At 43.3% G+C, this 13,102-nt stretch carries 17 protein-coding genes; 9 read left to right on the plus strand and 8 right to left on the minus strand.

Going from position 1 to position 13,102, the window contains the following annotated elements; translation table 11 throughout:
• The first annotated feature begins 1,186 nt into the window (after positions 1-1,186).
• Entirely contained in the window at positions 1,187-2,248 is a 1,062-nt protein-coding gene (gene degS, locus B0X70_RS20335) for an outer membrane-stress sensor serine endopeptidase DegS (RefSeq protein WP_046396971.1), read from the plus strand.
• 491 nt (positions 2,249-2,739) lie between these two features.
• Here the strand turns inward: degS and B0X70_RS20340 are convergent, their stop codons facing one another.
• Positions 2,740-2,946, minus strand: coding sequence for a hypothetical protein (locus B0X70_RS20340; RefSeq protein WP_217470245.1), 207 nt, complete (start codon positions 2,944-2,946; stop codon positions 2,740-2,742).
• A gap of 128 nt (positions 2,947-3,074) precedes the next feature.
• On the opposite strand from B0X70_RS20340, the gene B0X70_RS20345 reads away from it, so the two are divergent.
• Together B0X70_RS20345 and B0X70_RS20350 are read left to right on the plus strand one after the other, a co-directional pair.
• Positions 3,075-3,296 (plus strand): hypothetical protein, encoded by a 222-nt coding sequence (locus B0X70_RS20345; RefSeq protein ID WP_217470246.1) that lies wholly within the window; start codon positions 3,075-3,077, stop codon positions 3,294-3,296.
• A gap of 50 nt (positions 3,297-3,346) precedes the next feature.
• A complete protein-coding gene (locus B0X70_RS20350) occupies positions 3,347-3,622 on the plus strand; it encodes a hypothetical protein (protein WP_217470247.1) in 276 nt (91 codons plus the stop codon).
• 72 nt (positions 3,623-3,694) lie between these two features.
• Here B0X70_RS20350 and murA read toward each other — a convergent pair whose 3' ends face one another.
• The 7 genes from murA to mlaF form a co-directional block, all read right to left on the minus strand.
• Positions 3,695-4,954: a UDP-N-acetylglucosamine 1-carboxyvinyltransferase gene (gene murA, locus B0X70_RS20355; protein WP_036809238.1), complete on the minus strand. Its 1,260-nt coding sequence runs from the start codon at positions 4,952-4,954 to the stop codon at positions 3,695-3,697.
• A 51-nt stretch (positions 4,955-5,005) separates the two neighbouring features.
• Positions 5,006-5,260 (minus strand): BolA family iron metabolism protein IbaG, encoded by a 255-nt coding sequence (gene ibaG, locus B0X70_RS20360; RefSeq protein ID WP_011148158.1) that lies wholly within the window; start codon positions 5,258-5,260, stop codon positions 5,006-5,008.
• Positions 5,261-5,404: 144 nt separating this feature from the next.
• Positions 5,405-5,698 (minus strand): lipid asymmetry maintenance protein MlaB, encoded by a 294-nt coding sequence (gene mlaB / locus B0X70_RS20365; RefSeq protein WP_046395091.1) that lies wholly within the window; start codon positions 5,696-5,698, stop codon positions 5,405-5,407.
• 1 nt (position 5,699) lies between these two features.
• On the minus strand, positions 5,700-6,329 hold the full coding sequence (gene mlaC, locus B0X70_RS20370) for a phospholipid-binding protein MlaC (RefSeq protein ID WP_036809242.1): 630 nt from the start codon (positions 6,327-6,329) through the stop codon (positions 5,700-5,702).
• 33 nt (positions 6,330-6,362) lie between these two features.
• The gene (gene mlaD / locus B0X70_RS20375) at positions 6,363-6,869 is read right to left on the minus strand and encodes an outer membrane lipid asymmetry maintenance protein MlaD (RefSeq protein ID WP_217470248.1); all 507 of its coding nucleotides are present in this window, start codon (positions 6,867-6,869) and stop codon (positions 6,363-6,365) included.
• A 4-nt stretch (positions 6,870-6,873) separates the two neighbouring features.
• Positions 6,874-7,656, minus strand: a complete 783-nt coding sequence (mlaE, locus tag B0X70_RS20380; protein ID WP_036776080.1) for a lipid asymmetry maintenance ABC transporter permease subunit MlaE — start codon at positions 7,654-7,656, stop codon at positions 6,874-6,876.
• Between the two features lie 10 nt (positions 7,657-7,666).
• Entirely contained in the window at positions 7,667-8,470 is an 804-nt protein-coding gene (mlaF, locus tag B0X70_RS20385; RefSeq protein WP_217470249.1) for a phospholipid ABC transporter ATP-binding protein MlaF, read from the minus strand.
• Between the two features lie 228 nt (positions 8,471-8,698).
• On the opposite strand from mlaF, the gene B0X70_RS20390 reads away from it, so the two are divergent.
• Genes B0X70_RS20390 through lptB form a run of 6 tightly spaced genes read left to right on the plus strand, consistent with a single transcriptional unit; the run spans position 8,699 to position 13,091 of the window.
• Positions 8,699-9,673 (plus strand): calcium/sodium antiporter, encoded by a 975-nt coding sequence (locus B0X70_RS20390; protein ID WP_217470250.1) that lies wholly within the window; start codon positions 8,699-8,701, stop codon positions 9,671-9,673.
• Positions 9,674-9,696: 23 nt separating this feature from the next.
• Complete coding sequence (kdsD, locus tag B0X70_RS20395) at positions 9,697-10,665, plus strand: arabinose-5-phosphate isomerase KdsD (RefSeq protein ID WP_036775979.1); 969 nt, start codon at positions 9,697-9,699, stop codon at positions 10,663-10,665.
• 17 nt (positions 10,666-10,682) lie between these two features.
• Complete coding sequence (gene kdsC, locus B0X70_RS20400) at positions 10,683-11,246, plus strand: 3-deoxy-manno-octulosonate-8-phosphatase KdsC (protein WP_036809254.1); 564 nt, start codon at positions 10,683-10,685, stop codon at positions 11,244-11,246.
• Positions 11,247-11,266: 20 nt separating this feature from the next.
• On the plus strand, positions 11,267-11,845 hold the full coding sequence (gene lptC, locus B0X70_RS20405) for an LPS export ABC transporter periplasmic protein LptC (protein WP_036809257.1): 579 nt from the start codon (positions 11,267-11,269) through the stop codon (positions 11,843-11,845).
• A complete protein-coding gene (gene lptA, locus B0X70_RS20410; RefSeq protein ID WP_036775984.1) occupies positions 11,826-12,359 on the plus strand; it encodes a lipopolysaccharide ABC transporter substrate-binding protein LptA in 534 nt (177 codons plus the stop codon). Before lptC ends, lptA begins: the two co-directional genes overlap by 20 nt.
• A 6-nt stretch (positions 12,360-12,365) precedes the next feature.
• Entirely contained in the window at positions 12,366-13,091 is a 726-nt protein-coding gene (gene lptB, locus B0X70_RS20415) for an LPS export ABC transporter ATP-binding protein (protein ID WP_036775985.1), read from the plus strand.
• Positions 13,092-13,102 lie beyond the last annotated feature (11 nt).

Consider the following 13,102-nt stretch of genomic DNA (forward strand, 5'->3'; position numbering starts at 1 on the left):
GCAAGGAATAAACCTTTTTTATTTATGCCGTCCCTTTTAAAAATCTGGCATTAATGGGATACCTGCTTTTTTAATCCTCAGATGAATTAATTACCGATAAAAAAGCGCTTATGATCGCTAAAAGCGGGAAATACACGTAAAAAGAGAAAGTTAACCACGTTAAAAGAGATGGAGTCGTTAAAACAACTCTCATTCCCGGGGCTTTCCTATTTTTTAAAGCAAAAGAGGGGGTTCATTGAGCAGTTTTTATCAACCTAATATTTTTTCGTTTCCTGATACGCATTTAACTTCCCCATTTTAATTAAACTGATGTTTAAGTTTTCTCTTTTTCCTGTATTTAATTTTTTAACTTTAAAACCAGAGCAGATAACAGATATACTAATAATATTTAAGCTCAATGCCTGATTGTTTAATCATTTTTAATACTGCTAATCTAATCAATCTGAAAACTTATCGATTTCCTTTAATGATTGTCTCTGATTTTTCGTAAACTCCTTACAGCCCATATAAAACCGCTTATTTAAGCACATTAGCTTAACTCGTAAATCCTGTTAAATATTTTCATTCTTATCATTGGATTAACGCTATCACTTTGTTAATCAATTCAAGACCGATTTTTCCTGATGTTTTCTCTTCCAATGTTAATATAGCAGTGAATTTTTTACCCGTTTAAAAAAAACCTTAATCACTTATTTTCACCGTTAATGATTAAAATTTTTACCTGTTTTTTCATAACACACTGACTATTTTTTCCAGATTTTAAAACGACACTGGCAGACCATAAACGGCTTTTTAACGACTGTTTTATCATATGCAGATAAAGCGTACCTCATCTTACCTGAATGAGTGAAAATTTCTGTCACGCCTTGCATTCAAACGATATGAAAAACGGCACCCCACATTATTTAATCTGGATAAATCTCAACGTTACGAAGTCAATAAAAAACGCTAAAACGAAAAATTAAAGACAGTGAAAACAGCGTTAAAACCCCGCCGATTGTAGCAAAATACGATAAAAAAGAGTTTAATGCCCATGATAACTGTCAGTACAGATTTTTTCGTTTTATTATTAATAAAAACTCAACAGTGATAATCGAAGCGCTAAAAGTAGATCCAGCATAATGCGGTGTCTGTTAATTTCTATGTTATCCTGCCATGACTCATTAACTCACACTGAATAATACTCATGATTGTCAAGTTGCTGCGCTCTGCTTTTTTAGGATTACTTGTAGCTGTAATTTTACTGATTACCATTCCATCACTGCGCCCTAACGGGTTGATATCTGCAATTACCAGCAACAGTAATGACGAAGCTCCATTCAGCTTTAATAAAGGTGTCCGCAGGGCTGCGCCCGCCGTAGTCAACGTCTACAGCAGCAACATGGGGAGTTTTTCTCATCAAGGCCGGGAAAACCATACCCTTGGTTCCGGCGTCATCATGAGTGATAAGGGCTATATCCTTACCAATAAACACGTCATTAATAACGCAGGACAAATTATTGTCGCACTGCAAGACGGCCATTTTTATGAAGCCCTGGTCATAGGCTCTGACAGCTTAACAGATCTTGCCGTCCTGAAAATTGATGCCGAAAACCTGCCTGTCATAACGATTAATCCAAATAGAGTAGCCCATGTGGGAGATGTCGTTCTCGCCATTGGTAATCCTTACAATCTAGGGCAAACCATTACCCAAGGGATTATTAGCGCTACCGGTCGCGTTGGATTAAGCCCTACCCGCCGTCAAAACTTTCTCCAGACCGATGCTTCCATTAATCAAGGCAACTCCGGCGGCGCACTGATTAACACCCTTGGCGAACTAGTGGGTATCAATACATTATCATTCGATAAAAGTGAAAATGGTGAAACGCCAGAAGGGTTGGGGTTTGCTATTCCGACTGAGCTCGCCACCAAGATTATGCAGAAACTTATCCATGACGGACGGGTTATCCGGGGTTTTATCGGCATAACATCCCAGGAACTGCCACATATTCGTTCTTCTAACGGCAATATTAACCAGATTCAAGGGTTACGAGTATTTCAGGTGACTGCAAACGGACCAGCGCAAAAAGCCGGTATTAAAGTGGGCGATATCGTTACCAGCGTCAATAATAAACCCGCTATTTCTGCGGTTGAAACAATGGATCAAGTGGCTGAAATACGCCCCGGCAGCGTGGTTCCTGTCACTTTACTGCGCAACGGGAAAATATTATCGCTGCAAGTGACCATTGAAGAATATGATGAATATTAATTAACCCGAGCTTCACTTAAATCAGATTTTTAGTGAACGCAGTGGGTTAAAGGATTTGCGACTTATGCCACATTTATTCAGTTAATCAAATGTTCATCCCCCAAACAGACGGGACAACATAAGTTTTTTGTTATATGTTTTTGACTGGATATTAAACACATAAAACGACTGATGAGTTATCTTAACCAGACGCTTAAACAGCAATAGCATATCCCCGATGTTGCCTGTTCATACAGGTTATCAGTAAGACTATCAGCGATAAACTGCCGGTGCCGTTATCGCTTTATCGATAGTTCTGACGTGACTTGCCAATGATAAGAGAGCGTGATGCCATTCTAAAAAAACCAATGTCGGCGATTTAACGCCGGACAAATTGCTGACCGCCTGAGTGCGCAAAGTGCCGACGGTCTAACCTGCCACATACCCCCAACCCAGCTAAAGCCGCCGCTCACCATCATGACTGGGTTTCAGCTTCGCCTGAGTCATGCACCCTAATGTCCGGGAGGGATAACCCGGGGTATCTGGCGGAATGTGACGCCTTTCAGTTTCACCACCTGTGGCACGAATACAGTCCGCAGGGGAACCTGACCCACTAGCATGACACCGATAAAACCGATGTCACGATTCACTATGACAACGCAAGCCGGGTAACGGCCACCACCACCCCACAGGGATACTGGCAGGGCCGGTTGGTCCACAGACTTCTGGAGGGAAAATTTATTCAGGTGGAGGTACCCAGATACAAATCCTAAATTATGAAGATAGAGCAAAATTAAAACCCATTGGTGAGCCAAGAAGAATTTATTCTAAAAAATGTGGAGGCTAAATGAATATCATTAGTGATTTTAAGGTCATAGATACTCTGGATGACTATGATAAGAAACGGAATCCTCAAGGATTAAGTGTTTTCGAATTACTTCCTACTGGCATTACATGGGTATATGCAGGAAAAAGACAAGAAATATACGATGACAATAAGCTTATATACCTTATAGATTTCAAGATGCATCGCGACGGCAAGGGAGCGAATCCCCGGGAGCATAGATAACTATGTGACCGGGGTGAGTGAGTGCAGCCAACAAAGAGGCAACTTGAAAGATGACGGGTATACCTCTTATTTTGAAAGATTCCATTGGAATAGCTTTAATTGTAGCTCCTTTTAATAAATCTAAGAATCAAGCATATATTCTAAATCCAGATAACTCACTTAAATGGGATATTAAGGAAATTTTAAATACTAGAGATGTGATTTTTTCAGACGTTTATTATATAAACAATGAATTGTATTTTTTTATCCATATTAATGGGATAGATTTCAGATTTTCATTCGATATTGAATCAGGCTCTCTGGGAGAATTAATTCAATCGTATTAATGAACAAACCGGAAGCTTCTAACGATCTTCCGGCCTTATTCATGATCTACCGTGGTGCATACCACAGTAAGCCTACGTTGATTTCACTCGTTCAATGTTTGCACCAAGTCCGCGCAACTTATCTTCGATATGTTCATAACCCCGGTCAATATGATAAATACGGTCAACAACCGTCACGCCTTCCGCAATACAACCCGCCAGAACTAAACTTGCCGATGCGCGTAAATCCGTCGCCATGACCTGAGCACCAGATAATTTTTTAACGCCATGACAAAGCACGGTGTTACTTTCAATTTCCGCATGCGCACCCATCCGAATTAATTCAGGGATATGCATGAAACGGTTTTCGAAAATAGTTTCGGTGATCATACCAGCACCTTCCGCAACCAAATTCAGCAAGCTGAACTGTGCCTGCATGTCGGTCGGGAAACCAGGGTGCGGAGCAGTACGTAATGTCACCGCTTTAGGGCGCTTACCGTGCATATCAAGGCTTATCCAATCTTTACCAATTGCAATATCCGCCCCCGCCTCACGTAATTTAGCCAATACCGCATCCAGCGTATTAGGCTGAGCATGACGGCAAACTACCTTGCCACCGGATATCGCCGCCGCAACAAGAAATGTCCCCGTTTCAATCCGATCAGGTAGTACACGATATACACCACCACCTAGACGTTCTACGCCTTCAATGGTGATATGGTCTGTGCCCGCCCCTGTAATTTTTGCACCCAAGGTATTGAGGAAATTAGCCGTATCTTCGATTTCAGGTTCACGTGCTGCATTCTCAATAACTGTTGTCCCTTCAGCCAACGTTGCCGCGGTCATAATCGTGACTGTCGCTCCAACGCTGACTTTATCCATCACAATGCAAGCCCCTTTCAGACGTCCATTAACGGAAGCCTTGACGTAGCCCTCTTCCAGAACAATTTCAGCACCTAACTGTTCCAAGCCACTGATATGCAGATCAACCGGGCGGGCGCCAATAGCACAACCACCCGGCAAAGAAACTTGTCCCTGACCAAAACGCGCCACCAAAGGACCTAACGCCCAAATAGATGCACGCATGGTTTTCACTAGCTCGTAAGGCGCACAATATTGATTCACACTGCGAGCATCCACAAATACAGAACCATTACGTTCAACTTTGGTCCCAAGGCGATTCAATAATTTGATAGTGGTATCAATATCTTTCAATTCTGGAACATTTTGCAACTCAACAGGCTCTTCAGCCAACAACGCGGCGAACAGGATTGGCAATGCAGCGTTTTTTGCCCCGGAAATAGTAACCTCACCCGACAGACGAGTGGGCCCTTTCACACGAAATTTATCCATCTGTGACTACTCTCTTTATATGATTTGCTGTTCGCGGCGAGGCAAACAATATTAAAAACCGTTGAGCTTGCGATCCCGTTTCCAATCATCCGGTGTGTAGGCTTTAATTGACAAGGCATGAATACGATTATCAGCAATGTATTCCATTAAAGGCGCATAAACGGCTTGCTGCTGTTTTACCCGACTCATACCGGCAAACATTTCACCAACCACAATAACTTGGAAATGGCTGCCATCTCCGTTAACGATGACTTCATCCAATGCTAATTTATCCATCAGCACTTGCTTAATCTCATTAGTATCCATAATTGCTCAATGTTCTGTAGTTAGAAATGATAGTCAGCCGTCTATCCTAATAGAATCCTGTTTATTCTTAAACTATGAAAACGCCCTTGTCGCATTTCTGCTTACAAGGGCGCTGATTATACAGATAATTAATGAGATTATCGGTTAGCTATCAATAATCATTTCTTGCAGATCATAGAGCGTAATCAGGGTGTTAAGCCGTTCATCAATGCCAGAAAAGCGCAATTTATCCCCTCTCTTTTGCATATGATGTTTGAAACGAACTAAAAGAGCTAACCCGGTAGAATCCACATATTCAAGTTGTGACACATTGATGCTGTCAATATCAGCCAATAATTTCTCTTTTTGCTGCCAGAGAGGAAGCAAACTATCACGATCCAAAGTGCCCTTGAGAATCAGTGTTTGCCCTGTTTTTTCCCAGATCAGACTCTCACCCATCTTATTTTTTCTCTTCCAGTGTGATTGGCTGACGGGCGCTGATTTTAAGCTGCTTAGTCAGGCCCTCAACACCTTGCTGACGCAAGATAGAAGCCCATTCACCCTGTTTAGTCGTGATCATACTGACGCCCTCAGCAATCATATCGAATGCCTGCCAGTCGCCAGTTTTGCTGTTTTTGCGCCACTGGAAATCAAGACGGACAGGAGGACGGCCATTCGGATCGATAATATTGACACGAATAGCAACAACATTGCTGTCCCCCAACGGCTTTTCAGTGTCAATCTGGTAAGTTTGATTGTGATACATTGCCAGAGCCTGCCCATAAGCCTGTTCCAGATAAGATTCAAATGCAGCAAAATAAGCCTTGCGCTGCTCTGGAGTCGTATCTTTATAGTATTTTCCCAGAACTAACGCGCCGGCATATTTGATGTGGACATAGGGCAGTAGTTCTTCTTTCACTACTTGACGCAGATAATCTGGATTTTGACGAATTTGTGATTGGCTATTTTTCAAACGAGTGAAAGTCTTTTCCGCCGCATCCTGCATCAGCTTATAAGGATTCGTCTGATCAACCGCGCTCGCTAATGGCGCAATAACCAATAGCGCCACCATTAATAATCTCTTCAACATAATTGGTTCCTCTTAATGATATTCAGTTGCTGGCTAGGGTGTCGGCGTGTGCTCTGCCCCACTTTGGGCATTATCGCCACTCTTATACAAGAACTGGCCGATAAGATCCTCAAGTACCATTGCTGATTTGGTATCCTGTACGCGATCACCCTCTTTCAGAATACGGGTGTCCATATCGGGATCTTCAAACCCTATATTCAGGGCAATATATTGTTCACCTAACAGGCCAGAGGTACGGATGGAAAGAGAACTGGTATCAGGGATACGGTCATACTGCTTCATAATATCCAGTGCCACTTGCGGCGTATAAGTTTTTTCATCAAGAGAGATATTTGCAACTCGACCAATCACCACCCCCCCAATTTTTACCGGGGAGCGCATTTTCAGACCACCGATATTGTCAAAAGTTGCGTACAAACGGTAAGTTGGCTGGTTGCCTACCGATTTAATGTCTGCCACTTTTAGGCATAAAAAGATGATTGCAGCCAGTGCAATCAAGACAAAAAATCCAACCCAAATTTCACTTTTCTTGCTTTGCATTGACTTAGTTCCCGAACATGAGTGCTGTCAGCACAAAATCCAAACCTAAAACTGCTAACGACGCATGAACCACCGTTCTGGTCGTTGCTCGGCTGATCCCTTCCGAAGTAGGGATCGCATCATAACCATTGAATAGAGCGATCCAGGTCACAGTAATGGCGAAAACGACACTTTTAATAAAACAATTCAGCAAATCTTTCTGCCACTCGATAGCAGACTGCATTGAAGACCAGAAGAAGCCACTGTCAATCCCCTTCCAATCAACACCAACTATCGCTCCTCCCCAAATGCCTACCGCCACAAAAATCAAGGATAATAGCGGCATACTGATAAACCCTGCCCAGAAACGGGGAGCTATCACTCGCCGTAATGGATCTACCGCCATCATCTCCAGGCTGGAAATTTGTTCCGTGGCTTTCATCAAACCGATTTCTGCGGTCAAGGCTGATCCGGCACGGCCAGCAAACAACAGTGCCGTGACCACCGGCCCCAATTCACGCAACAGAGATATCGCCACCATCATACCAAGACTGGCTTCTGCGCTGTATGTCGTCAGTACCAGATACCCCTGTAGGCCAAGCACCATGCCAATAAACAGACCCGAAACGATAATAATCAACAATGACCGAACACCCACGCTGTAAAGTTGCTGTCGGAGTAACGGCCATTGTTTGGCGGGTTCCGGCCTGCCAATTATCGCGCGGAAAAGCATAAAACCAGCACGGCCAAAAGAGGCGAATACCTCAATAGCCCGTCGGCCAAGTGCCGCCAGCGCCTGTGTTAACATTAACATCCCATTATCCTAATAACTCAGTTTTATAATCCCCGGCCGGGAAACGGAAAGGTACCGGCCCGTCAGCAATACCATCAAGAAATTGCCGTACTCGTCTATCAGAATTAGACCGCAACTGCTGCGCAGTACCCTCAGCAATAACCTGTTGTTCAGCGATAATATAAGCGTAATCTGCAATGCTCAGAACTTCCGGTACATCGTGGGAAACCACTACACAAGTCACACCAAGCGCCTTATTCAGTTCATCAATCAACTTCACCAAAACCCCCATCGTAATCGGGTCCTGGCCAACAAAAGGCTCATCAAACATAATCAGATCAGGATCAAGTGCAATCGCACGAGCCAGAGCCGCTCGCCTTGCCATACCACCGGAAAGTTCGGAAGGCATCAAATTGGCGGCGCCACGTAACCCTACAGCCTCTAATTTCATCATTACAGTAGTCTGTATAATTTCCTCAGGCAGATTCGTATGTTCACGCAGCGGAAAAGCGACATTCTCAAAGACACTGAGATCAGTGAATAATGCCCCAGATTGAAACAGCATACTCATCTTCTTGCGAGCAGCATACAAGCGCGAACGGGATAAAGCAGGAATATTGTCGCCATCAAACCAGATTTCTCCGCGTTCAGGACGTAACTGACCGCCAATCAATCGTAATAGTGTCGTTTTCCCTATCCCAGAAGGCCCCATAATTGCAGTGACTTTCCCTCTAGGCACAACTAGATTAATATCAGCAAAAATCGAACGGTTACCACGGGTAAAATACATACCACGGATCTCGATGAGATTTGCTGTCTGTTGGTTCATTATTGATAGCCCTTAACGGTTAATAAATTGGCTTTAATATTTGGTTCACATATTAATCACATATACTACAAAAAAACTGGAGAATTTTCGCCATTAATGTGATGACAAATTTTACTTTTCTATCCGCCGCCGTCAGAATATACCCCATCTAACTGGGCAGGCAATTTTTGTTTAGAAAATCAACCAGCGTTAACATTAATTCGGAATATACCTTACAAGGGACGCTTCATGCTTCTGACCTTTTTACTTTTAATTACCGGATTGATTTTACTGGTATATGGTTCCGATAGATTAGTATATGGTGCTGCAATTTTTGCCCGTACTCTGGGGCTGCCTCCATTTATTATTGGTATTACCATTGTTGGCATTGGAACTTCCCTGCCCGAATTAATGGTTTCAGTTACTACAATGCTGGATAGTCAACCTGATATGGCGGTGGGTAATGTTATTGGTTCCAACATTACTAATCTGCTGCTGATAACCGGTGCTGCCGCATTTATTCGCCCAATGGTAGTTAAATCAGATATTTTGCGGCAGGAGCTGTTGTTGATGCTGCTGCTCACCGCCTTCTGTGGTTATTTGATGAGTGATAACTATCTCAGCCGGATGGATGGATTGGTATTACTCACTTCCGCCATAGTGTATATTTTACTGATGATCAAAATGGTTGCTCTACCACGCCGTGCCGAAACGGATATTTACACGCAGGAACAGGCCGCCGAATTACCGGTAGAAGGCAATAAACACATTGCCCTACTTTGGATTCTATTAGGGTTACTTATTTTACCTATGGCAACTCGCATGGTCATTGATAATGCAACTGTTATTGCCCGCATTTATGGTATTAGTGAATTAGTTATCGGGCTTACTGTACTTGCGGTCGGTACCAGCCTGCCAGAATTAGCAACCTCGATCGCCGCCGCATTCAAAGGCGAAGATGACATTGCATTCGGGAATATTATAGGTTCGAATATATTCAATATATCAATTGTTTTGGGCCTTCCCGCATTACTCTCACCAGCAGCTATTTCGCCTGAATCTTTCCATCGTGACTTTTGGGTAATGATGGTAGCCAGCACAATATTTACTGCATTTTGTTTGGGTCGTAAACATCGATTAAACCGATTTAAAGGTGTCTTGTTATTGAGCTGCTTTATCGCTTATTTTATCGTACTGTTTATTTCCGATTACAACATTGAATAAACACGAATAAGTAGGAAAAAGAAATGCCTAAGATTGATTTTCAGCAAGCGGGTAAAAAAGTATTAGATATAGAACGTGATGGATTGGCAGAACTTGAACAATATATTAATGAAGATTTTGCCCGTACCTGTGAACTGATGTTCAACTGCGAAGGTAAAGTGATTGTCATGGGGATGGGCAAATCCGGCCACATTGGGTGTAAAATTGCTGCAACTTTCGCCAGCACCGGTACTCCATCCTTTTTCGTTCATCCGGGAGAAGCCAGCCACGGCGACCTCGGCATGATTACACCTAAAGATATTGTTTTAGCTATCTCAAATTCTGGTGAGTCCAGTGAAATTTTGTCACTGATCCCGGCATTAAAACGCCAAAAAATTCCGCTTATCTGCATGACTAATAATTACCACAGTAGTATGGGGAAAGCCGCGGATATCCACCTGTGTATCAAAGTTCCACAGGAAGCCTGTCCGCTAGGTTTAGCTCCTACAACCAGTACTACCGCAACCTTGGTTATGGGCGATGCTTTAGCGGTCGCATTGCTCCAGGCACGCGGCTTTACCGCTGAAGATTTCGCCCTATCACATCCAGGCGGCACTCTTGGACGCAAACTTTTGCTACTGGTGAGTGATTTGATGAATACAGGCGATAATATTCCAAAGGTTCATCGTGATGCATCCTTACGCGAAGCATTACTCGAAATCACCCGGCAAAAATTGGGTATGACCGTCATTTGCGATGAAAATATGTATATTGATGGTATTTTTACTGATGGTGACTTGCGGCGAGTGTTTGATATGGGAGTCGATTTGTACACTGTCAAAATTTCAGATGTTATGACAACAGGTGGTATCCGTATCAAACCGCATGCCCTTGCAGTTGATGCATTGAATCTAATGCAGTCACACCATATCACCTCCTTACTGGTCGCAGAGGAAAATAAATTGCTTGGGGTATTACATATGCATGACCTGCTACAAGCTGGTGTGGTTTAACCGGAGAAAACGCCTTAATGAGCCAATTAGTTTATTTGGACACCTGTTATGGTCCAGTTAGTAAAGATGTTATTGAAAAAGCCCGTAAAATCCGCTTGTTGATTTGCGATGTCGACGGTGTTCTGTCCGATGGACTGATATATATGGGCAATAACGGTGAAGAGTTAAAAACATTTAATGTTCGAGATGGTTACGGAATTCGCTGCTTAATTACTTCAGGTATCGAAGTCGCTATTATTACCGGCCGTACAGCGAAATTGCTGGAAGATCGAGCAAACACACTAGGGATTACACATCTTTACCAAGGACAGAGTGATAAGGTTTTGGCGTACAAAGAATTGTTAGATAAACTGGGATTAAAACCAGAACAGGTTGCTTACATCGGTGATGATCTGATTGATTGGCCGGTCATGGAACAAGTGGGGTTATCTGTCGCTGTGGCAGATGCACATCCATTACTCTTACCAAAAGCGCATTATGTCACCCAAATTGCCGGGGGACGCGGTGCGGTAAGGGAACTTTGTGATTTGGTGCTTTTTGCTCAGAATAAGCTGGAAGAGGCCAAAGGATTATCAATATAGTAGGTTGAAGTGAAACGAGAATGGATAGAATCAAATCCTGGTTGGTGATAACTCTGGTATTAATCATCCTGGCGTTAATTGGCTGGAACTTGTCTGATTCAGATGAGACTAAATCATCTTCTGCTACAGATAACAGTCAGCCAACCTATCAAAGTCAGGATGCCATAACTTTTGTTTATGACCCTACGGGGAAACTGACGTATAAACTGGTCGCTGATGACGTCCAAAATTATGCAGAGTCAAAACTTACCTGGTTTACCAAACCAGTGTTAATTACTTATGACTCAAACGCCATTGCTACATGGACAGTTCGTGCTAACAAAGCCAAACTGACTAATGACAGAATGCTCTATCTTTACGGCGACGTACAGGTTGACAGTCTGACTAATACGTCACAATTACAACGTATTACCACAGATAACGCTATTATCAACCTGGTAACTCAGGATGTTTCATCTGACGATCAGGTCACACTGATTGGTGTCGGGCTAAAATCCGTCGGTATGAAAATGCGTGGCAATCTGCGGAATAAAACCGCTGAACTGATTGAAAAGGTTAACACCTACTATGAAATCCAACATGAAAAACAGAATCCGTAATGCTTTTATTGCCAGCGCCATCTTTGCAGTCAGCCTTCCTGCTCTGGCACTGAAAGATGACACCCAGAAACCTATTTCTATCGATTCTGTTAAACAAGCCCTTGACATGACAGGGAACACTGCCACATTTACAGAAGATGTGATCGTTAAACAAGGTTCTATCGATATCCGCGCTGACAAAGTTGTTGTAACTCGTCCAGATGGCGACTCTAAAAAAATGATTATTGAGGCATTTGGTAATCCAGTCACTTTCTATCAGCTACAGGACAATGGCAAACCAATCAAGGGCCGCGGTTCCAAAATGCGTTACGAAATGGATAAAGAGCTGGTTACACTGACTGGCAATGCCTATTTGGAACAGCTAGACAGCAATATAAAAGGCGATCGTATCACCTATCTAGTCCCAACTCAGCAGATGGAAGCGTTTAGTGATAAAGGTAAACGAGTGACCACCGTCCTACTCCCTTCTCAGTTACAAGAAGAAGGCCCTGGGGCTAACAACAAGAGTAAATAACGATATATGGCAATACTAAACGCAGAAAACCTGGCAAAAGCTTACAAAGGCCGTAAGGTCGTTGAAAATGTCAGCCTAAATGTAAATTCCGGCGAAATTGTTGGCCTGCTTGGTCCGAACGGCGCCGGGAAAACGACGACTTTCTATATGGTCGTCGGTATCGTTTCACGGGATGCCGGGACAATCACCATTGATAATGAAGATATCAGCCTATTGCCGCTTCATGAACGGGCACGCCGTGGTATTGGTTATTTGCCTCAGGAAGCTTCTATTTTCCGTCGCCTAAGCGTATTCGACAACCTGATGGCTGTATTGGAAATACGCCAGGATCTGACTCAAGAGCAACGAAAAGAACGTGCCGAAGAGCTGATGGAAGAGTTCCATATCAGCCATCTACGTGACAGTCTTGGTCAATCGCTTTCTGGAGGTGAACGCCGCCGCGTAGAGATTGCCAGAGCGCTCGCAGCCAATCCTAAATTTATTTTGCTGGATGAGCCTTTTGCCGGCGTAGATCCTATCTCGGTCATCGATATCAAGAAGATCATTCAGCATTTAAGAGATTATGGGCTAGGGGTCCTTATCACAGACCACAATGTCCGTGAAACATTGGATGTATGCGAACGTGCTTATATTGTCAGCCAAGGGCATCTGATTGCTCACGGCACACCTAATGATATTCTTAATAATGAACAGGTGAAGCGCGTTTATTTAGGCGAAGGTTTCCGGCTCTAATTAGCCAGGAG

The organism is Photorhabdus akhurstii (assembly GCF_019090985.1).
GTDB classification, from domain to species: domain Bacteria; phylum Pseudomonadota; class Gammaproteobacteria; order Enterobacterales; family Enterobacteriaceae; genus Photorhabdus; species Photorhabdus akhurstii.